This window comes from Mesorhizobium sp. CA15 (assembly GCF_020165215.1).
GTDB lineage: Bacteria > Pseudomonadota > Alphaproteobacteria > Rhizobiales > Rhizobiaceae > Mesorhizobium.
This window is the reverse complement of the sequence record NZ_JAIUHQ010000009.1, coordinates 160,545-180,833: the sequence shown is the minus strand read 5'-3', so window position 1 is coordinate 180,833 and position 20,289 is coordinate 160,545. Positions and strand designations below refer to the sequence as shown.

Genomic DNA, 20,289 nt, shown 5'->3' with positions numbered 1-20,289 from the left:
GCCGTCGGCTGCCGGCAGGAAACAAAATAATGCCCAACAAGATGCTGATAGACGCCTCCCACCCGGAGGAAACACGCGTTGTTGTCGTTCGCGGTAACCGCATCGAAGAATTCGACTTTGAATCCCAGGACAAAAAGCAGCTCAAAGGAAACATCTACCTCGCCCGCGTAACCCGCGTCGAACCGTCCCTTCAGGCAGCCTTTGTCGAATATGGCGGCAACCGTCACGGTTTTCTCGCCTTTAGCGAAATTCATCCCGATTATTACCAGATCCCGGTCGCCGACCGTCAGGCTCTGCTGCGCGCCGAGGCGCAGGAGGCCGAGGACGAAGACGACGAGGAGACCGAGAACGGCGAAGAGCAGCAGGCGCGCGACCGCGGCGGCCGGCGCAACCGCCGGCGCGGCGGCAAGAACCGCGACCGCGGCGAGCACAAGCACGCTTCCTCCGAGAACGAGGAAAGCCCGGCCGAAGCAATAGCCGTTGACGACACCGCCGCTGAGGTTGCCGAGGGCGAGGAAGCCGCCGGCGAAACCGCCGCTATCCCGGCAGAAAATGCCGGAACAGCCTCCGAGGCCGTCGAGGCCGTATCGGAAGCGGCTGAAGGACCCGCCGCCGAGGCTGGCGGAGATGACGCCACGGACGACGACAATGGCAAGCCTTCCGAAGGCGGCCCTACTTCGATTGCCGCGAGCATCGATGCCGACGTGATTTCCGAGGCGATGCCGCAGGCGGGTCAGCAGAGCGGCGAAGCCACCGCCAGCGACGATGATCGCGGCATGCTGGAGGACGTCTCGGCCTCGCATTCGGACGAGCACGAGGTCGAATCGGTCGGCGCCGAGGACGCGCTCGAGGAAATCCGCAACCGCCGCAAGCCGGTGCGTCGCCAGTACAAGATCCAGGAAGTCATCAAGCGCCGGCAGATCCTTTTAGTGCAAGTGGTCAAGGAAGAGCGCGGCAACAAGGGCGCGGCGCTCACCACCTATCTGTCGCTTGCCGGCCGCTATTCGGTGCTGATGCCGAACACGGCGCGCGGCGGCGGCATCTCGCGCAAGATCACCAACGCCCAGGACCGCAAGCGGCTGAAGGAGGTCGTCGCCGATCTCGACGTGCCGCAGGGCATGGGCGTCATCCTGCGCACCGCCGGCGAGAGCCGCACCAAGGCCGAGATCAAGCGCGACTACGAATATCTGATGCGGCTGTGGGAAAACGTCCGCAACCTGACGCTGCAGTCCTCGGCCCCGGCCCTGGTCTATGAGGAAGGCAGCCTGATCAAGCGTTCGGTGCGCGATCTCTACAACAAGGACATCGACGAGATCCTTGTCTCCGGCGAAGACGGCTACCGCGAGGCCAAGGATTTCATGCGCATGCTGATGCCGAGCCACGCCAAGGTGGTTCAGCCATTCCGCGACACCACGCCGATCTTCGTGCGCAACGGCATCGAAGCGCAGCTCGACCGGATGCTGCAGCCGCAGGTGACCCTGAAGAGCGGCGGCTACATCATCATCAACCAGACCGAGGCGCTGGTTGCGATCGACGTCAACTCCGGCCGCTCCACCAAGGAGCATTCGATCGAGGAGACCGCGCTCCACACCAATCTGGAAGCGGCAGAGGAAGTCGCGCGGCAGTTGCGATTGCGCGACCTTGCCGGCCTGATCGTCATCGACTTCATCGACATGGAGGAGAACCGCAACAACCGCTCCGTCGAGAAGCGGCTGAAGGATCACCTCAAGAACGACCGCGCCCGTATCCAGGTAGGCCGCATCTCACACTTCGGCCTGATGGAAATGTCGCGCCAGCGCATCCGCGCCAGCGTGCTGGAATCGACCATGAAGCCTTGCCCGCATTGCGGCGGCACAGGCCATGTGCGCTCCGATTCCTCCGTGGCGCTGATGGTCGTGCGGGCGATCGAAGAATTCCTGCTCAAGGATTCGCGCAGCCACATCATCGTGCGCACACCGTCGGCGACCGCGCTCTATGTGCTCAACCATAAGCGCGCCAACCTGGTGGAGCTGGAAGCCCGCTTCGGCCTGACCATCACGATCGAGGCTGACGAGACGCTCGGCACCCAGCACTACGCGATCTTCCGCGGCGCCATTGCCGAGAAGCCGGAAGGCTTCGTCGAGGTGCGCAGCCTGCCGGCCTATGTCGAGCCGGAAGAGCCCGAGGACGAGATCGTCGTCGAGGAAGCGGAGGAGGAAGTCTCGGTCCAGCCCGAACAGCCGCGCCAGGCGCAGCAGGGTCAGCACCAGCAGCGGTCCGAAGATGGCGAAGGCCGTGACCGCAAACGGCGCAAGCGCCGGCGGCGGCGCGGCGGCAGGGATCGCGACCGCGAGCACAATGGTGACGTCGTGGCGGCGCCGATGGAAGCCGGCGAAACCGATGACGACGATCTGACGCAAGAGGCCGCCGACGAGGCAACCGCCGGCGGCGAGGTTGTAGCGGCCACTGCCGACGACGGTTCCGGAAAGAAGCGCCGGCGCGGGAAGCGCGGCGGCAAGCGCAACCGACGTGAGGACGAAGCTTCGGAGGCCGTTGGTAGCGAAACCGTGGGCGATATCGAGAGTGAGCCGGTTGAAGGCCAAGATGCCGTAAGCGAGCCGGCGATGGCCGCTCCTGCCGAGGAACCTGCTGCTCCCGCCGCGGCTAATGACGATGCCGAGGCGGTCGAAAAGCCGAAGAAGCCACGCCGTTCGAGGGCTAAGAAGGTGGCTGAGGAAGCCGCGGCCGAGACGGTATCGGAGCCTGTGGCCGAGGCTCAGGTCGCGCCCCCGGCTGTCCAGCCGGAGCCGGCCGCTGCCGCTCCCGCGGCCACCGAGGCGGAGCCTGCCACTAACGCCCATCCGACGCGGCGCAAGCCACAGTCAGTCGACGCGCCGGTTGTTCCCGTCGTGTCTTCGAACGTCTCCGACGAGGCCAAGACCGAAGAGAAGCCGAAGCGCGCCGGCTGGTGGCAGCGCAAGGGTTTTTTCTAAGCTCGTCATATCGTTAGGCTGATCTTTTGAGACAATCCCGCGCCCCATCAGGCGCGGGATTTTTCATTTTCGCCGGCTGCTTTTTCAGCGCAGCTCCGAGTGGCAAACCGCCAGCGCTTTGCTGTTTTACGGCGCGAAGATCGACCAGTTCATCATCCGGGCGAGCTTCTCCATAGCGATGGAGCCGAGCTTGGAGTTGCCGTTCTCGTTGAGGCCGGGTGACCACACCGCCAGCGAAGCAACCCCTGGCACGATGCCGAGAATGCCGCCGCCGACACCGCTTTTGCCGGGGATGCCGACGCGGAAAGCGAAATCGCCGGAACCGTCATAGTGGCCGCAGGTCAGCATCAGCGCGCCGATGCGGCGTGCCCGTTCGGCCGAGACGACCGAATGCCCGGTCGCCGGGTTCCTGCCGCCATTGGCTAGAAACCGGCCGGCCATGGCGAGCTGACGGCAGCTCATGGCAACCGCGCAATGGTGGAAATAGACACCCAGCGCGAGCTCGGGAGCATGATGGAGATTGCCGAAGGATTTCATGTAGTTGGCCAGGGCAAAGTTGCGGTGGCCGGTGGCGCGCTCGGATGCCGCCACCTCGCGATCGATGATGATCGTCTCGTCATCGGCGAGGAACTGGATGAAACGCAGGATTTCGCCGATCGCCTCGCGCGGCTGATGGCCGGCGAGCAGGACATCGGAGACGACGATGGCGCCGGCATTGATGAACGGATTGCGCGGGATGCCGTTCTCATGCTCGAGCTGAACGATCGAGTTGAACGGGTTGCCGGATGGCTCGCGGCCGACGCGATGCCATAACGCATCGCCGACCTTGCCCAGCGCCAGCGTGAGCGTGAAGACTTTCGAGACGCTCTGGATCGAAAAGGGCTGATCGGCATCGCCGGCCAGCATGACGCGGCCGTCATTGGTCACGGCGGCAATGCCGAATTTCTTCGGATCGACCTTGCCCAACTGCGGGATATAGCTCGCCACCTCGCCGCGATCGGTGCGCTCCGCCATTTCGGCGGCCACTTCCGCCAGTGCTTGCTCGAGTTCCGGCATGGCGGTTATTTCAGCCAGCGTTCGATGCGAGCCAGCGCCTCGACCATGTCGTCATGGCTGCCGGCATAGGAAAAGCGCATGGTGCGATGTCCCTGCAGCGGGTCGAAATCGCGGCCGGGCGTTGCCGCGACATGCGCCTCAGCCAGCATCTTGCGCGCAAAGGCCATGCTGTCGTTGGTGTGGCGAGTGACATCGCAGAACGCATAGAAGGCGCCGTCCATCGGCGCGGCGAGCGCAAAGCCGAGTTCCGGCAGGCGCTTCATCAGAAGGTCGCGGTTCCAGGCGTAGCGCGCCTTCACCTTTTCCAGTTCCTGCGTTGCCTTGAATGCCTCGATCGCCGCGACCTGCGACAGTTCAGGCGGCGAGATATAGAGGCTCTGGGCAACACGCTCGACCGGCCGCACAAGCTCTTCCGGCAGCACCATCCAGCCGATCCGCCAGCCGGTCATGCAATAGTATTTCGAGAAGGAATTGATCGCAGTCACGCCGGCGCCGTGCGCCAGGGCGGTGACATCCGGCGCCGCGTAGGCCAGCCTGTGATAGATCTCGTCGGAGATCACGGCGATGCCGAGCTCCTCGGCAGTCTTCACCAGTGCGGCAAGCTCATCGGCCGGAATCACCGCGCCGGTCGGATTGGCGGGACTGGCGAACAGCACGCCCTTCAGCGGCTTCCCGCGATGGGCGGCCTTGAGGTGCTCGGCATGCAGGTAGGCATCCGAGCCGAGCTCTATCTCGACGATCTCGATACCGAGCGCGGCCATGATGTTGCGGTAGGCGGGATAGCCGGGCGCGGCGATGGCGACACGGTCGCCCGGATCGAACATGGCCAGGAAAGCCAGGTTGAAGGCGGCCGACGAGCCGGTCGTGACGGCAATGCGCGATGGCGCGACGTCGATACCGTAGTGCTCGCCGTAATGCCCCGCGATCGCCTTGCGCAGATCGGCCAGACCCAAGGCGTCGGTGTAGCCGATGCGGCCATGCCGCAGAGCCGCGGCCGCCGCCTCGCGGACGCCGACCGGCGCGGGATCCGACGGCTGGCCGACCGCCATTGACACCACGGGCACGCCGGTAGCCTTCAGCCGGTTGGCTTCGGCCAGGATGTCCATGGCGTGGAACGGCTCGACTTCCCCGCGGCGCGAAAGCGAAACGACCATCTGACCTCTTCCAACTGCTCTATTTGGGCGAATTCTGGACGCAAGCCAGAGCAGACTTGCCCTAACTGCCCTAGTTACGGGACAGCGCCGCACAAATGCCCGATTGATGTGGGGATCACAAGCGCGCAGGAAGTTGCCGGCGCCGACTTTTCATCTTTCGCCCGCTCGTCTACCAGTGGACCTATGTTGAGCCGACCCCGACCGTTAATTGGCAAAGCGACCTCACTCAGCCGAACCGCGCGCGGCTTCGCGACGATTCTGCTGGCCGCCACCGTTGCTTTATCGAGCTCGGTCAGTGCCTTCGCGCAAGGCGTGCCGGTGGTGCGCGACGCCGAGATCGAGGCGCTGGTGCGCGATTATGCCCGGCCGATCTTCAAGGCGGCGGGGCTTGCCAATGACGGCATCGACATCGTTCTGGTCAACGACCAGAGTTTCAACGCCTTCGTCACCGGGCGGCGGCTGTTCATCAACACCGGCGCACTGGTGACCGCCGAAACGCCGAACGAGATCATCGGCGTTATCGCGCACGAGGCCGGCCATATCGCCGGCGGCCACCAGGAGAAATTGCGCGACCAGCTCGACCGCGCCAAGACCATGGCCATCATCGCCACGCTGCTCGGCGCCGGCGCCATGGTGGCCGGCGCCACCACCAACAGCCGCGGTCTTGCCGGCGCCGGCATGGGGGTGGCCGCCGGCGGTGGCGAGATGGCGCAGCGCTCGATCCTGGCCTATCAGCGCACCGAAGAGATCACCGCCGACCGTTCGGCGATCACCTATCTGAACGCCACCGGCCAGTCCGGCATGGGCATGCTGAAGACCTTCGCCCGCTTCCAGAGCGCGCTTTCGCTCGCCGGCACCCAGGTCGATCCCTACCGGATCAGCCATCCGATGCCGCAGGAGCGCATCGCCAACCTCGAAGTCCTCGTCAAGCAAAGCCCCTTCGTCAACGCTGTCGACCCGCCGGCACTGCAGCAGCGGCACGACATGATGCGCATCAAGATCGCGGCTTATATGCAGGGCCAGGCAGCCGTCGCGCGGCTGATGCGCAAGAACCCGACCAGCCTCGCCTCGCGTTACGGCGACGCGCAGCAGACCTATCTTTACGGCAATCCGGGCGCGGCGCTTGCCAAGACGGCGGCGCTGATCAAGGAACAACCGAAGAACCCCTATTTCCACGAACTGCGCGGCGACATCCTGATGAAGGTCAACAAGCCGAAGGACGCGGCGGACGCCTACGCCAAGGCGGCCAGCCTCGATCCCGCGCGCTCCGGCCTGCTGCTGGTTTCGGTCGGCCAGTCGCTGATGGCGGTCGGCACGCCCGATTCGCTGAAAAAGGCTGTCACCCAGCTTAACAACGGCGTCGCGCGGGACAGGGAGAATTCCGAAGCCTATCGTTTTCTGGCGCAGGCATATGGCGAGCTCGGCGACATTCCGGCTGCCGATCTTGCCACCGCCGAGGGTCACTATTATGCGGGCGACTACAAAAACGCTAAGATCTTCGCCATGCGCGCTCAACAGAAATTGAAGCGCGGCGAACCCCGCTGGGTCCGGGCGCAGGATATTATAAACTACACGCCATCGAACAAACTCAAATGAACCTCCCGGGCCCTGGCGGCGACCAAGGCGGACCGGAACCGGCAAAAGGAACGACGATATGAACAAGGCAATCCTGCTTGGCAGCGCCGGCGGTCTGGCGGTGGCGCTCGGCATGCTGGCTTTCGGTTTCATGGCGGGAAACCCGCAGCCCGCGAGGGCCGACACGGTGCAAGTCGCCCAGGTCACGTCTTCCACCGATACCAAGGCCTCCGCCGATACCAAGATCGATCGCAAGGAGGTCGAAGGCATCATCCGCGATTATCTCTTGAAGAATCCGGAAGTTCTGCTCGAGGTGCAGGACGCGCTCGAGGCCAAGCAGAAGGAAGAGCAGCGGCTCGCGGCGCTCGGCGTCATCAAGAACTCCAAGGACGAGATCTTCAACTCGACCTTCGACGGCGTCGTCGGCAACCCGAAAGGCAAGGTCACGATCGTCGAGTTCTACGATTACAATTGCGGCTTCTGCAAACGCGCCATCGAGGACATGCAGGCGCTGACCAAGTCCGATCCGGACCTGCGCTTCGTACTCAAGGAGTTCCCGATCCTCAGCCCGGATTCGCAGAAGGCCAGCGTCGTCTCCATGGCGTTCCACCTGATGCATCCGGAGAAGTATCGTGAGTTCCACACCGCGCTGCTCGGCGGCCAGGGTCGCGCCACCGAGGCGACCGCGATCAAGGTGGCGCTTTCGCTCGGCGCCGACGAGGCAGCGCTGCGCGAGAAGATGAAGGACCCGCGCATCGCCGAAACGCTCTCGCGCACCTATGATCTTGCGACGAAACTGTCGATCACCGGCACGCCGTCCTATGTCGTCGGCAACGAGGTGATCTTCGGAGCGCTCGGCCAGCAGGTTCTGGCGGAAAAGATCGAAGAGGCAAAAAGCGCGCTCTAGGCGCGCCCGCGGTGTAAAAGCCGGCCGCTGTGGACAGCGAAAGAACGCACTTGCGCTCTTTTCGCGGGCGGCTATGCCCATTATAGAGGCCCAGTGCGCCGGCTTGGGGTCGGCGCAGAACAAGGTCGGCATATTGAAAACGATTTTCGTCCTCAACGGTCCCAATCTCAATGCGCTCGGCAAGCGCGAGCCGGGGATTTATGGCGGCAAGACGCTTGCGGCCATCGCCGAGGACTGCAAGACGGCCGGCGCCGCGCTCGGGCTCGAGATCGATTTTCGCCAATCCAACCATGAGGGCGATCTGGTCGACTGGATCCAGGAAGCCAGCGAGAAGGCGGCAGGCATCGTCATCAACCCAGGCGCCTACAGCCACACATCGATCGCCATCCATGACGCCATCCGCGCCGCAGCACCGCTGCCCGTCGCGGAAGTCCATCTTTCCAACATCCACGCGCGGGAGCCCTTCCGCCACGTCTCCATGGTCGCGCCGGTCGCTGTCGGCATGATCTGCGGGTTCGGGCCGCTCGGCTACACGCTCGCGCTGCAGGCACTGGCGGCACGCCTGTGACCGACCCCCAAACAGAAGGCTCGAAAATGTCGATAAAAAAGAACGGTGTTGACCAGCAGCTGATCCGCGATCTGGCGGGCATTCTGAACGACACCAATCTGACCGAGATCGAGGTCGAGCTCGGCGACCTCAAGGTGCGCGTCTCGCGCCAGGCGCAGGCCGTCCATGCGGTTGCAGCGGCGCTGCCGGCGCCCGCCGCGGCTCCGGCGACCGCCGCGGCTCAGCCAGCAACGGCAGCCGCGGCCGCCGATATGTCCAAGAACGCAGTGCCCTCGCCGATGGTCGGCACCGCCTATCTGGCACCCTCGCCCGACGCCAAGGCGTTCATCGAGGTCGGCCAGAAGGTCAAGGAAGGCCAGACGCTGCTCATCATCGAAGCGATGAAGACGATGAACCAGATCCCCTCGCCGCGTGCCGGCACGGTGACGGCGATCCTCATCGAGGATGCCCAGCCGGTCGAATACGGCATGCCGCTGGTGGTTCTTGAGTAGCGCCGGGAACAATCAGGAGATGTTCCAGAAAATCCTCATCGCCAATCGCGGCGAAATCGCGCTCCGGGTGCTGCGCGCCTGCAAGGAGCTCGGCATCCAGACGGTGGTGGTCCACTCGACCGCGGATTCCGACGCCATGCATGTGCGGCTTGCCGACGAGAGCGTCTGCATCGGCCCGCCGCCGTCCCGCGAAAGCTATCTCAACATCCACCAGATCGTCGCCGCCTGCGAGATCACCGGTGCCGATGCCGTGCATCCGGGCTATGGCTTCCTGTCGGAGAACGCCAAGTTCGCCGATATCCTGGCGGCCCACAACATCACCTTCATCGGCCCGTCGGGCGACCATATCCGCGTCATGGGCGACAAGATCGAGGCCAAGCGCACGGCGAAGCGTCTCGGCATCCCCGTCGTGCCTGGGTCCGATGGCGCGATCAGCGAAGAGAAGGAAGCCAAGCGCGTCGCCGCCGAGATCGGCTATCCGGTGATCATCAAGGCCTCCGCCGGCGGCGGCGGCCGCGGCATGAAGGTGGCGCACACCGAGGCGGACCTCGAAGTCGCCTTGCAGACGGCCAAGTCGGAAGCGGGGGCGGCCTTCGGCGACGACGCCGTCTACATCGAGAAATATCTGCAGAAGCCGCGCCATATCGAGGTGCAGGTGTTCGGCGACGGGGCCGGCCGAGGCGTGCATTTCGGCGAGCGCGACTGCTCGCTGCAGCGGCGCCACCAGAAGGTCTGGGAGGAAGCCAATTCCCCCGCGCTCAATGCCGAGGAGCGTTCGCGCATCGGCGGCATCTGCGCCAGGGCTATCGCCGATCTCGGCTATTCGGGCGCCGGCACGATCGAGTTCCTCTACGAGAATGGCGAGTTCTATTTCATCGAGATGAACACGCGTCTTCAGGTCGAGCATCCGGTGACCGAAGCGATCACCGGCATCGACCTCGTGCATGAGCAGATCCGCGTCGCCTCGGGCGGCGGGCTGTCGGTCAAGCAGGAAGACATCAAGTTCAATGGCCATGCCATCGAGTGCCGTATCAACGCCGAGGATCCGCGCACCTTCACGCCCTCGCCCGGCACGATCACGCATTTCCATACGCCCGGCGGCCTCGGTATCCGTGTCGATTCCGGCGTCTATTCGGGCTACAAAATCCCGCCCTATTACGACAGCCTGATCGGCAAGCTGATCGTGCATGGCCGCAACCGCGTCGAATGCATGATGCGGCTGCGCCGCGCGCTCGACGAATTCGTCGTCGACGGCATCAAGACGACGTTGCCGCTGTTCCGCGACCTGGTCGGCAATCCCGACATCGCCAATGGCGACTACGACATCCACTGGCTGGAAAAATACCTGGCCAAGGGTGAATAGCACGGGGATGCGATGACCCGCCCCTACGCACCAGGCTATCGCATTCCGACCGACCTGCTGCTTCGGGCTTACGCTTCCGGTGTCTTCCCGATGGCCGAGAGCGCCAACGACCCGGAAGTGTTCTGGGTGCGGCCGGAAACGCGCGGCATCATTCCGCTGGACGGATTCCACACACCGCGCAGCCTGAAGAAGACGATCCGCAAGCATCCGTTCGAGATCCGCTACGACTTCGATTTCGAGGCGACGATCGACGGCTGCGCCGAAAAGCGCGAGGAGCGCCGCTCGACCTGGATCAACGCGCCGATCCGCGAAGCCTATGTCGAGCTCTATCGCCTGGGCCACTGCCATTCGGTCGAAGCATGGCGCGAGGAACGGCTGGTCGGCGGCCTCTATGGCGTCTCGCTCGGACGCGTGTTCTTCGGCGAAAGCATGTTCGCCAGGGAGACCGACGCGTCGAAGACCTGTCTCTACCATCTCGTCGAGCGGCTGAAGGCGCGCGGCTTCGCGCTGCTCGACACGCAGTTCACGACCGAGCATTTGAAGCGCTTCGGCGCTGTCGACGTGCCTCGCGGCCAGTATGAGAAGCTGCTCGCAGAGGCCCTGAAGGGCGAGGCCGTCTTCTATCCTTGAGCCCGCGCTGCCGCCTCGATCGGCGTTTGCGAATGGAACATCATCTTCCAGCCGTCAGCGCGATGGACATAGCCGGTGCTGACGAGGGCAGCATAGGATTCGCCGTTCTCGCGCGTCGCGCGCGCCTCGTAAGTCAGCATGACGATGTCGCTGCCGGGCTCGACCATGCCCTTCAACCTGATGTCGAGGTCGCGCCATCTGTTGGGCTTGGCGGCGGTCTTTGCGAGATCGGCATTGGTCATCGCCTGCGCCATCTGCGGGAACGCCACCAGGCAATCCACATCGGCATTGGCTTCATAGTAAGCGGAATCGCCTGTCCAAAAGCCCTTCTCGATATCGAGAAGCTCCTGCTTGTTGGCCGTGATTGATCTGGTGGTCATCGCAGAATCCTCCTCGCCTGTCGCCGATCTGGAACGGCTCAAATGCGGGCAGGTTCCGAGATCAGTTGGTGTCGGTCGTGTCGTCCGGTGCCGGCGCCGCGTCAGTCGGTTCGGACGCGGCGTCCGCCGGCTGCGCCGCAGCCCTGGGCTTGGCGGCTTCGGTCTTCGGCTTGCCTGTGTCGGCCTTGGCCGCGGTCGGCGGCGGCACGTCCGACTTCTGCTTGCAGCCCTTGAGCCAGACGTCATAGACGGCGTGCTCGACGGCGTTGAGGCCGGGGCTTTCGGCAAACATCCAGCCGGTGAAGATGCGGCGGATCTTGCGGTCGAGCGTGATCTCGTCGACCTCGACGAAGGAATCGGTCTTCGGCTGCTCCGTGTCCGGCCGCGAATAGCAGACGCGAGGCGTCACCTGCAAAGCGCCGAACTGAACGGTCTCGTCGATATAGACGTCGAAGGTGATGATGCGGCCGGTGATCTTGTCGATGCCGGCGAACGCGGCCACCGGATTGGTGATGCGGTCGGAGGCCGCAGGTGCAGCGGCCGGCGCCTGCGCGGCGGCGAACACCACTGTCGAGGCAAGCAGAACGGACGTCGCCGCGATCAGCGCCTTTGAGATGTGGCCGAAAGAGCTCATGCAAAATACCGGTGGTTGCGCCCGGGTGATTCTCTCAACGCCCAAGGCTAGTCATGGCTGCGCAGTCAGCAAGCAGCTAAACGCCAATTGTGGCGACAAAGGACCGAAGCGGCGTCTTGGATTACAATCCGAGGGATTACGACCCCGGCGTCCAGGCGTCGTAGTCGCCGGTCACCTGCGGGCGATGCTGGTTGGTCAGGATGGAACCCTGCGGACGATAGGCGCCGGGCGTTCCGGTCAGGTTCGGCCGATGCTCCTTCTGCCACTCACGCGCCTTGTAGTTCTCGCTCGAGGGAGCGGTGTCGACGCGGTGGTGGATCCAGCCATGCCAGCCCGGCGGGATCTTCGAGGCTTCCGAGTAGTCGCGATAGATGACCCACCGGCGCGTGCGGCCTTCCGAATCGATGCCGCCCTCGTAATAGACGTTGCCGGCTTCGTCCTCGCCAACCCGCTTGCCGAAGCGCCAAGTGTGCAAGCGGGTGCCGAGCGTCTGGCTGTTCCACCAGGTGAAAAACTGCAGCAGGAAAGTCTTCATCCAAATCCTCGCGGCGGCAGCGGCTGCGCCTTTCCCCTGCTTATGGCGTCACGTCACCGCGAAGGCAAGGGTTTTGCCACACCCCGAATGGAAATGCTCCATGCGTTCATATCTTGATGCATGTCGTCGTCCCAGAACCGCTCCACGATTCTGGGCGACATGCATTAAATCGATGCAGTTGCCCTGCTGGCGGCAGCGCGGCTTGCCAAGCGCCGCCCGTCTTTCTAAATCTCGGCCCGCCCCTTTCGGGGCCCGCCTTGAGGAGGTGACGATTGAGCCGGGATCCGTCCGCCGACAGCCGGATCAGCGCCGAAGACATTCGCCGCCGCAAGGGCGGCGTGCCGATCGTTTGCCTTACCGCCTACACCTATCCTGTCGCCCGCCTGCTCGATCCGCATGTCGACCTGCTGCTGGTCGGCGACAGCGTGGCCATGGTTCTGCACGGCCACGCCACCACGCTCGGCGCCTCGTTGGAGATGATGATCGCGCACGGCCAGGCTGTGATGCGCGGCTCGGCCAAGGCCTGCGTGGTGGTCGACATGCCTGCGGGCAGCTACGAGACGTCGGCCGCCCAGGCCGTCGCTTCGGCGCGGCGCCTCGTCGGGGAAACAGGCTGCCAGGCGGTCAAGCTCGAAGGCGGTGTCGACATGGCAGCCCAGATCGCGGCAATCGTCGCGGAAGGGATACCGGTCATGGGTCATATCGGCCTGCAGCCGCAATCGGTGGAGAAGGACGGCGGCTACAAGATCAAGGGCCGGACAGACGACAATATCGCAGCGCTCTTGCGCGATGCAGAGGCAGTGGAAAAAGCCGGCGCCTTCTCGGTGGTCATCGAGGGCACGATGGAGGCCGTGGCTGCGAAGCTTACCCGTCACATTTCCATACCGACCATCGGCATCGGCGCCAGTGCCGACTGCGACGGCCAGATCCTGGTGATCGACGACATGGTCGGCATGACCGTCGACCGCGTGCCGAAATTCGTCAAGGAATACGCCGACTTGCGCAGCATGATCGCGAATGCGGCGGCCCGTTATGCCGCCGAGGTGCGCAGCCGTGCCTTTCCTGGCCCCGACCACGTTTTCACGACAGCATCCGGCAAGGACGACACATGAACGCGCCAATCGTCGTCGACAGCGTCGCCGCGCTTCGGACGCAGGTCAGGAACTGGCGACAGGCCGGCCTGAAGGTCGCCATGGTGCCGACCATGGGTGCGCTGCATGACGGCCATATCTCACTGGTCAGGATCGCGCTCGAACGGGCCGATCGCTGCGTCGTCTCGATCTTTGTCAACCCGGCCCAGTTCGCGCCGACGGAGGATCTCGACAAATACCCACGCCAGCTGGCGCACGATCTCGACCGGCTGCGGGATGCGGGTGCGCATCTCGCCTTCACGCCGGGCGTAAACGAAATGTACCCAGCCGGTTTCGCCACGAAGATCTCGGTGGGCGGCCCCTCTCGCGGCCTGGAAACCGACTTCAGGCCGAGTTTCTTCGACGGCGTCGCGACCGTGGTAGCAAAACTCTTCCTGCAGGCGGCGCCCGATTGCGCCGTGTTCGGCGAGAAGGACTACCAGCAGCTTTGCGTCGTCAGGCAGCTCTGCCGCGACCTCGACCTGCCGGTCGAGATCGTCGGCGCGCCGACGGTGCGCGACGTCCATGGCCTCGCCATGTCGTCGCGCAATGCCTATCTGGGCGAAGCCGAGCTCGGCATAGCACGCGAGCTCAACGTGATCCTGCGCCGCACCGCGGCGGCGCTTGCGGGCGGCGCGGATGAAACCGGCGCCACCGATGCCGCAGCGAAGTCCCTCGTCTCCGCGGGCTTCCAGAAGGTTGACTATGTCGCCGCGCGCGAAGCCGCGACGCTCAGCTCCTGGCGGAAAGACCGCGACGGCCGCCTGCTGGCGGCCGCCTGGCTCGGCACGACACGCCTGATCGACAATGTGGAAATTCCCTCCGCCTGATCGGACTTTCGTTCGATCAGGCTCGCCGCCTACTCTTCCGACGGCATATGCAGATACATCGACTGGATGCCGACGCGGCCTGGCCCGGTGAAGCGATTGACGACGAAATTCATGGCGGCGCCGAAGAAGCCGCTGGAAAGCCGGTCGATCCTTGTATCCATCTTTACCGATGCGTCCTTGAACAGCCAGCCGCCCGGCTCGATGTCGATGGTCTCGCCGGGCGCCAGCACCTTCTCGAAGACATTCCCGTAACCGTGCAGCCAGACGATGCCGTCGCCTGTCTCGCCGCGGAAGCGGTCGATGAAGAAGCCGCTCTGGCCAAACAGCATCGTTCCCAGTCCGCGCACGCGCTCGAACGTGTAGTCGACGCTGGCGGTCGCGGCGAGGAACTGGTGCTCGCGCACCTGGATCTCCTCGCCGCGCCGAAGATGGATCGGCACGATATGGCCCGGTCCGTCGCGGCTGAAGGCGATGATGCCCGGCCCCGACGCCTCGGTGACGAATATCTGCATGCCGGCGATCATGCGCTTCAGCGCGCCCTTCAGCGATTTCAGGCCGATGGTGATGGCGGTGTTCTTCCAGAGCAGGATATGGTGCTCGAAATAAACCGGCATGTTGGTCACATCGACCGACAGCACCGGCACCAGTTCTCCGGCGACGTGATAGGTCACGCCGCCAAAAGTCTCGTCCGACACCTCGGTCGGCATCAGTTCAGGCAAGCTCGGCATGGCAATCCCCCATTTGCCGGCGACGCCTCTGGCTAGTGGGAGAGCGGGACACCGGCGATGCGCAGCCTTGACCACGCGGGTCGGCGCGATCAAATCAAAACCGCGCGATGAATGGGCGCGCTCACCGGCGCTCTAGCGGAAACCTTTTTCCATGATCATCGCGGGCAATCCCGAGTTGCCGCCGCAATCGGCGGTTCTGCCTGCCGGGCGGAACCCATTCGCCTCGTAGAAGGCGATCGCCGCGGCATTTGCTTCTTCGACCTCGAGGCGCAGCGTATGCATCTCCGGAAAGCTGGCTTCAACTTCATCGAGCAGCGACTGGCCAATCCCCTGCCGTTGGCAGGCCGGATGGACGTAAAGCTGGTTCAAAAGGACGATCTTCGGGTCGGTGGTGGCGGCAGCGAACGCCATGCCGCCGAGCCGCTTGCCGTCGTCAGCCACCAGGAACTCGGAATTCGGCCGCGCCAGCCGCGCCTTGAGCGAGGCGATCGAATGCCAGTCATCCGTGATTTCAGTTACCCGCTTGGTGCCATAGACGGCGTCGTAAGTGGCATGCCAAGTCTCGACCAGCAACGCACGGACGGCTGCGAGATCGCGTTCGCTGGCCGTCCGCACGAACATCGCTAGCCCTCGATGCCGAGCTTGGCCTTGACGAGGTCGTTGACCGCCTGCGGGTTGGCCTTGCCGCCGGTCGCCTTCATCACCTGGCCGACGAACCAGCCGGCCATGGTCGGCTTGGCGCGCGCCTGCTCGGCCTTGTCGGGGTTGGCGGCGATCACCTCGTCGACGGCCTTCTCGATGGCGCCGGTGTCGGTGACCTGCCTCATGCCGCGGCTCTCGACGAGCTGGCGCGGATCGCCGCCTTCGTTCCAGACGATCTCGAACAGGTCCTTGGCGATCTTGCCGGAGATGGTGCCTTCCTTGATCAGGTCGATGACGGCGCCTAGCTGCTCTGGCGAAAGCGGAGCGTTTTCAATGTCTTTGCCGGCTTTGTTGAGAGCGCCGAGCAGGTCGTTGATGACCCAGTTGGCGGCGAGCTTGCCGTCGCGGCCGGATGCCACCTTCTCGAAATAGTCGGCAATCGGCTTTTCCGACACCAGCACCGAGGCGTCATAGGTCGACAGGCCAAGCGACGAAATCAGCCGCGCCTTCTTGTCGTCGGGCAGTTCCGGCAGGTGTTGCGCCAACGCATCGACATAGGCCTGGTCGAATTCCAGCGGCAGAAGATCGGGATCCGGGAAATAGCGATAGTCATGCGCCTCCTCCTTGGAGCGCAACGAGCGCGTCTCGCCCTTGACCGGGTCGAACAGGCGGGTCTCCTGGTCGATCTTACCGCCATCCTCCAGAATGGCGATCTGCCGGCGCGCCTCGGATTCGATCGCCTGGCCGATGAAGCGGATCGAGTTAACGTTCTTGATTTCGCAGCGTGTGCCGAATGCGCCGCCCGGGCGGCGCACTGAGACGTTGACGTCGGCGCGCAGCGAACCTTCGTCCATGTTGCCGTCGCATGTGCCGAGATAGCGCATGATGGTGCGCAGCTTCGTCACATATGCCTTGGCCTCGTCGGCCGATCGGATGTCGGGCTTGGAGACGATCTCCATCAGAGCCACGCCGGAACGGTTGAGGTCGACATAGGACATGGTCGCATGCTGGTCATGCATCAACTTGCCGGCATCCTGTTCCAGATGCAGGCGCTCGATGCCCACCTCGATATCCTCGAACTCGCCCTGGCGGTCGGGCCCGACGGAGACGATCACCTTGCCCTCGCCGACGATCGGCTGCTTGAACTGCGAGATCTGGTAGCCCTGCGGCAGGTCCGGATAGAAATAGTTCTTCCGGTCGAAGACCGATTTATGATTGATCGCGGCCTTCAGGCCGAGCCCTGTGCGGATCGCCTGCTTGACGCATTCCTCGTTGATGACCGGCAGCATGCCCGGCATCGCCGCATCGACAAGGCTGACATTGGCATTGGGCGCCCCGCCGAACGACGTCGAGGCGCCGGAAAAGAGTTTTGCCTCCGAGATCACTTGCGCATGCACTTCGAGCCCGATGATGATCTCCCAGTCGCCGGTGGCGCCAGGGATCAGGCGTTTTGCGTCGGGGGTGCGGGTGTCGATGATGCTCATGGATGGCCTGCTAGTTCGCGAAACGTGACTTTCACGTTTAAAGTGAAAGCATTCGCTAGTCCAAACTGCTCGACGAGACAAGCGCCAAGCCGGTAGTGTCTCAGTTCGAAATTCAGCGCCGTTTGACGGCGTTGTCGCGCCGACCTGACTCCTATATGCCTGCCGGAAAGCATGGGAGTTCCCAATGACCGTCCTCGAAGATGTCGCCGCTTTAGTGAAGCAGGTGCGCCGCACGGGATATGCGATGACTGCATCGCAGACAAACGTCACTCTCGGTTCGTCAGCACGCAAACCACAAGACCCGTGAATTGGCCGGCGATTATCGGAGCGGCTTCTGTCGCGAGAAAGACCTTTGCAACACCTGCAAAAGTGTGAAGCTTGTGATCCGGTACGTCTAAAGGACCTAAAGGCCGAAAGCGCCCCGTCGTTGGCAACAGCGCATCGAAATGGAAAAGGCGAGAGCAGGAAGATCGCCTCGGTCCTGTGCCTGACCCGCGACGGCTGGCACTACCCGGGGTTCGACCTGGAACTCTTCCGAAAGTTGAGGCGCAAGAAGGCAGTTTCTTCGACCAACGGCGGTCCTTACCGCATCACCCGACGTGGGCTCGCGCTCGTGCGCGCCGAGCTCGACAATCGCTAATGTCCAATGCCGCCGGACGAAACGCCGGCGGCACCTTCCGTTTGCTTCAGGCCGTGGCGATATAGGCCCTGATCTCCTCGGCCTCGCGCTCGACATCCTCGATGCGGCGCTTGACCACGTCGCCGATGGAGACGATGCCGTCGAGCAGCCCGTTTTTCTCCACCGGCAGATGGCGGAAGCGGCCTCGCGTCATGATCTCCATCACCTCGTTGACGGTGTGGTTTTCGTTGCAGATCTTGACCTTCGGCGTCATCGCCGAGCGCACGGGGATGTCGAGCGCGGCGGCGCCCTCCTTGGCCACGACCCTAACGATATCGCGCTCAGAGAGAATGCCGACGATCTTTCGGTCGCCATTGGTGATGACGAGCGCGCCGATCCTGTGCTCGGCCAGCATGCGAATGGCCTCGCTGAGTTTTTCATTGGGCCCGAGCGTGAACACGTCATGGCCCTTGCTTTCAAGAATTGCCTTAACCGTCATGGCGTCCTCCACTGCCTTTGACGCCCCCGGCGCCCTTAGGAAGACACTGGGTGCTTGGGCAACATCGTGCGCCGTGATTGGTTGCATTTCAAGTGCGCCTAAGGACTAGATCAGGAAGGCGTCTCGTTGAATCGCCATCCTGATCTATCTCTTGTTGGAGCATGATCTTCTCCGAAACCGGTTCCAACTTTTCGGGATCATGCCCTAGGCGGCAGCCAGCGGACGGTCGAAGAAACGCAATCCGAAAAAGCCGGCGACGAAGCCGCCGATATGGGCTTCCCAGGCGATCTGGCCGTCGATGCCCGGCGCGAAGCCGAGCAGGCCCGTGGCCAGATTGATCACCATCCAAACGCCAAGAAAGGTCATGACGCCGCGCGAACGCAACACCGATGCGACCGGCAGCGGCTCGCCGGCGAAGGCACCCCGGCCCGACGAACGGTCGACGCGGAAGCCGTAGCGCGCGGCCGCGCCCATCATCCCGGAGATCGCGCCCGATGCGCCGACGAGCGGCATCTCGCCATAGGGATGCAGTGCCCAGAACAGAGCGACCGAGGCCAGTCCGGTCACAGCGTAGAACATTGCGAAACGTAGCGCGCCAAGACGATTGGCGAGCGGCGAGCCGAAGGCTGCAAGCCAGATCATGTTGATGGCGATATGGGCGACGCCCCCATGCATGAACGCATAGGTGAACGGGCGCGTGAACAAGAACCAGTCGAAGCCGTATTGGCCGGTGTACAGCACCGGAATGAAGGCGCCGTCATAGAGCAGCGTCATTTGCTGCGTTTCGTTCAGCACATATTGCTGCAGCAGATAGACGACCGCGCAAATGCCGATCACGGCAAGCACCACCGGCGGCAGATTGAACACAGGTTCGCGCCGCCGCGGCTCGAGCGCCTCGTCTGGCAACGGTTCGTTTTCAGTGGGGCTTACGGGCTCGCTCATGCACCCTTGCAGGTCCGGGACTCGGCGTTTTCGACGAGCATGTAGATCACGCGCTTTGGAATCACAAACGGCTAATCGCCACAGCGCCCGCGCAGAAAAAGGCGAATCAGAGAGCAAAGGCCGAATCAAAAAGAAGGCCGTTCAGGTGTCCCCCTGAACGGCCGGTCGAGCCCCCTGCTCCCCATAAACTCGTGACTGAAGTGCTGCCGATCGCTGCTGAAACGACCGTTTTGGAGTGGTTTTGATGTGCCACAGGCCTCGGCGGCACGCAATGTAAACCGTTTGTTAACCTTAACGACCCCGAGGCGTGAACAAACGTTAACGATAGTGGCACGCATCCTGCTCCGCACCGCATGAAGGTCATCGGAGGGCGCCCTGTCTGTTCGCCGATGGGACATCAAAAGACAGGTTGTGCGGAGCAGGATGGACATGAACGAAAAAGGATCGATCGCGCTGTTCCAATATTGGAACCAGCTGCGTGATGGCCGCCTTGCCCCGAAGCGATCGGAGGTGGAACCGGCGGACATCAAGTCGCTTCTGGCCGACACCTTCATCCTCGAGCGCGACACGCGCGGCGAGGCGGTGTTCCGGCTCGCGGGCACACGGCTCTGCGCCTATTATGGCCGGGAGCTCAAAGGCTTCTCCTTCCCTTCGCTCTGGCGCGAGAAGGATCAACGGCTGGTGTCGCGGCTCATGCAGGGCGTTTTCGATCAGAAATCGGTTCTGCTCATGACCTATGAGGGATTCAGCCGTAACGGCCGTTCCAACAAATTCGAGCTCCTGGCGCTGCCGTTGGACGGCGGCGCCGAGAACCCGCGCTGCCTCGGCATCATCAGCACCGCCGACAAGCCGTTCTGGCTTGGTGCCGACCCGCTCGCCGACGCGCTCATCGATTCGATTCGGGTGATAGACCCCGAGAAGGAGCCGATGTTCCTGAAGAACCGTCCGGCGATCGACGTCCCCTCGCTCGTTCCGACCGAATTCGATGCTCCGGAGACCATTTCGGCGCTCGGCCGCGTGCGTCGCATCCGCCATCTCGTCGTCCTCGACGGCGGGCGTCACGAGTGAGCCCCGCCGTGTGAGGTTTCCCGCCGCTCTCGCTAGATTTTTCAGCGCTGCGCGTGCTCCAGGCCCAGGCTTTTGCGGCCGA

The 20,289-nt window shown here is 63.6% G+C and carries 21 protein-coding genes and 1 pseudogene; 12 read left to right on the top strand and 10 right to left on the bottom strand.

The features are described 5' to 3' along the window. Nucleotides 1–29: 29 nt before the first annotated feature. Nucleotides 30–2,972, top strand: coding sequence for a ribonuclease E/G (locus LB515_RS17055; RefSeq protein WP_224708413.1), 2,943 nt, complete (start codon nt 30–32; stop codon nt 2,970–2,972). Nucleotides 2,973–3,098: 126 nt separating this feature from the next. On the opposite strand, the gene LB515_RS17050 is transcribed toward LB515_RS17055, so the two are convergent. Together LB515_RS17050 and LB515_RS17045 are read right to left on the bottom strand one after the other, a co-directional pair. Further along, nucleotides 3,099–4,028 (bottom strand): glutaminase, encoded by a 930-nt coding sequence (locus LB515_RS17050; protein ID WP_224708412.1) that lies wholly within the window; start codon nt 4,026–4,028, stop codon nt 3,099–3,101. Nucleotides 4,029–4,033: 5 nt separating this feature from the next. Then, a complete protein-coding gene (locus LB515_RS17045; protein WP_224708411.1) occupies nt 4,034–5,182 on the bottom strand; it encodes a pyridoxal phosphate-dependent aminotransferase in 1,149 nt (382 codons plus the stop codon). Between the two features lie 183 nt (nt 5,183–5,365). On the opposite strand from LB515_RS17045, the gene LB515_RS17040 reads away from it, so the two are divergent. From LB515_RS17040 to aat, 6 genes are all read left to right on the top strand, one after another. Beyond that, nucleotides 5,366–6,778, top strand: coding sequence for a M48 family metalloprotease (locus tag LB515_RS17040; protein WP_224634457.1), 1,413 nt, complete (start codon nt 5,366–5,368; stop codon nt 6,776–6,778). Between the two features lie 58 nt (nt 6,779–6,836). Next, nucleotides 6,837–7,664: a DsbA family protein gene (locus LB515_RS17035; RefSeq protein WP_140842817.1), complete on the top strand. Its 828-nt coding sequence runs from the start codon at nt 6,837–6,839 to the stop codon at nt 7,662–7,664. 133 nt (nt 7,665–7,797) lie between these two features. Further along, nucleotides 7,798–8,232: a type II 3-dehydroquinate dehydratase gene (aroQ, locus tag LB515_RS17030; protein WP_224532346.1), complete on the top strand. Its 435-nt coding sequence runs from the start codon at nt 7,798–7,800 to the stop codon at nt 8,230–8,232. A 26-nt stretch (nt 8,233–8,258) separates the two neighbouring features. Beyond that, the gene (gene accB / locus LB515_RS17025; RefSeq protein WP_095767608.1) at nt 8,259–8,723 is read left to right on the top strand and encodes an acetyl-CoA carboxylase biotin carboxyl carrier protein; all 465 of its coding nucleotides are present in this window, start codon (nt 8,259–8,261) and stop codon (nt 8,721–8,723) included. Nucleotides 8,724–8,742: 19 nt separating this feature from the next. Next, nucleotides 8,743–10,086: an acetyl-CoA carboxylase biotin carboxylase subunit gene (gene accC, locus LB515_RS17020; RefSeq protein WP_224532345.1), complete on the top strand. Its 1,344-nt coding sequence runs from the start codon at nt 8,743–8,745 to the stop codon at nt 10,084–10,086. Between the two features lie 12 nt (nt 10,087–10,098). Beyond that, entirely contained in the window at nt 10,099–10,716 is a 618-nt protein-coding gene (aat, locus tag LB515_RS17015) for a leucyl/phenylalanyl-tRNA--protein transferase (RefSeq protein ID WP_095767610.1), read from the top strand. On the opposite strand, the gene LB515_RS17010 is transcribed toward aat, so the two are convergent. The 3 genes from LB515_RS17010 to LB515_RS17000 all read right to left on the bottom strand — a co-directional run bounded on the left by LB515_RS17010 (nt 10,707) and on the right by LB515_RS17000 (nt 12,265). Next, nucleotides 10,707–11,096, bottom strand: a complete 390-nt coding sequence (locus LB515_RS17010) for a hypothetical protein (protein WP_224708410.1) — start codon at nt 11,094–11,096, stop codon at nt 10,707–10,709. The two genes, aat and LB515_RS17010, sit on opposite strands and share 10 nt — an antisense overlap. A gap of 61 nt (nt 11,097–11,157) precedes the next feature. After that, nucleotides 11,158–11,730, bottom strand: a complete 573-nt coding sequence (locus LB515_RS17005) for a DUF2155 domain-containing protein (protein ID WP_224708409.1) — start codon at nt 11,728–11,730, stop codon at nt 11,158–11,160. A gap of 136 nt (nt 11,731–11,866) precedes the next feature. Beyond that, nucleotides 11,867–12,265 carry an NADH:ubiquinone oxidoreductase subunit NDUFA12 gene (locus LB515_RS17000; RefSeq protein ID WP_224708408.1) on the bottom strand — a complete coding sequence of 133 codons (399 nt, stop codon included), beginning with the start codon at nt 12,263–12,265 and terminating at the stop codon, nt 11,867–11,869. A 272-nt stretch (nt 12,266–12,537) separates the two neighbouring features. On the opposite strand from LB515_RS17000, the gene panB reads away from it, so the two are divergent. Together panB and panC are read left to right on the top strand one after the other, a co-directional pair. Next, nucleotides 12,538–13,377, top strand: coding sequence for a 3-methyl-2-oxobutanoate hydroxymethyltransferase (panB, locus tag LB515_RS16995; protein ID WP_224708407.1), 840 nt, complete (start codon nt 12,538–12,540; stop codon nt 13,375–13,377). Next, nucleotides 13,374–14,225, top strand: a complete 852-nt coding sequence (gene panC, locus LB515_RS16990; protein WP_224532344.1) for a pantoate--beta-alanine ligase — start codon at nt 13,374–13,376, stop codon at nt 14,223–14,225. Before panB ends, panC begins: the two co-directional genes overlap by 4 nt. Before the next feature lie 29 nt (nt 14,226–14,254). Here panC and LB515_RS16985 read toward each other — a convergent pair whose 3' ends face one another. From LB515_RS16985 to gatB, 3 genes are all read right to left on the bottom strand, one after another. Continuing rightward, nucleotides 14,255–14,953, bottom strand: a complete 699-nt coding sequence (locus LB515_RS16985) for an AIM24 family protein (protein ID WP_140541352.1) — start codon at nt 14,951–14,953, stop codon at nt 14,255–14,257. Nucleotides 14,954–15,085: 132 nt separating this feature from the next. Continuing rightward, on the bottom strand, nt 15,086–15,574 hold the full coding sequence (locus LB515_RS16980) for a GNAT family N-acetyltransferase (protein ID WP_224708406.1): 489 nt from the start codon (nt 15,572–15,574) through the stop codon (nt 15,086–15,088). A 2-nt stretch (nt 15,575–15,576) separates the two neighbouring features. Beyond that, nucleotides 15,577–17,079 (bottom strand): Asp-tRNA(Asn)/Glu-tRNA(Gln) amidotransferase subunit GatB, encoded by a 1,503-nt coding sequence (gatB, locus tag LB515_RS16975; protein WP_224708405.1) that lies wholly within the window; start codon nt 17,077–17,079, stop codon nt 15,577–15,579. A 184-nt stretch (nt 17,080–17,263) separates the two neighbouring features. Between gatB and LB515_RS28175 the strand changes: the two genes are divergently transcribed. Beyond that, nucleotides 17,264–17,386 (top strand): hypothetical protein, encoded by a 123-nt coding sequence (locus tag LB515_RS28175; protein WP_263490311.1) that lies wholly within the window; start codon nt 17,264–17,266, stop codon nt 17,384–17,386. Nucleotides 17,387–17,530: 144 nt separating this feature from the next. Further along, nucleotides 17,531–17,719 (top strand): annotated as a pseudogene (locus tag LB515_RS16970) (YjhX family toxin); the annotation flags it as partial. A gap of 46 nt (nt 17,720–17,765) precedes the next feature. Here the strand turns inward: LB515_RS16970 and LB515_RS16965 are convergent. After that, on the bottom strand, nt 17,766–18,197 hold the full coding sequence (locus LB515_RS16965; RefSeq protein ID WP_095767888.1) for a CBS domain-containing protein: 432 nt from the start codon (nt 18,195–18,197) through the stop codon (nt 17,766–17,768). Nucleotides 18,198–18,401: 204 nt separating this feature from the next. Continuing rightward, nucleotides 18,402–19,139: a rhomboid family intramembrane serine protease gene (locus LB515_RS16960; RefSeq protein WP_224708404.1), complete on the bottom strand. Its 738-nt coding sequence runs from the start codon at nt 19,137–19,139 to the stop codon at nt 18,402–18,404. A 429-nt stretch (nt 19,140–19,568) separates the two neighbouring features. On the opposite strand from LB515_RS16960, the gene LB515_RS16955 reads away from it, so the two are divergent. Continuing rightward, nucleotides 19,569–20,207 carry a PAS domain-containing protein gene (locus tag LB515_RS16955; RefSeq protein WP_224532340.1) on the top strand — a complete coding sequence of 213 codons (639 nt, stop codon included), beginning with the start codon at nt 19,569–19,571 and terminating at the stop codon, nt 20,205–20,207. Nucleotides 20,208–20,289: the final 82 nt, after the last annotated feature.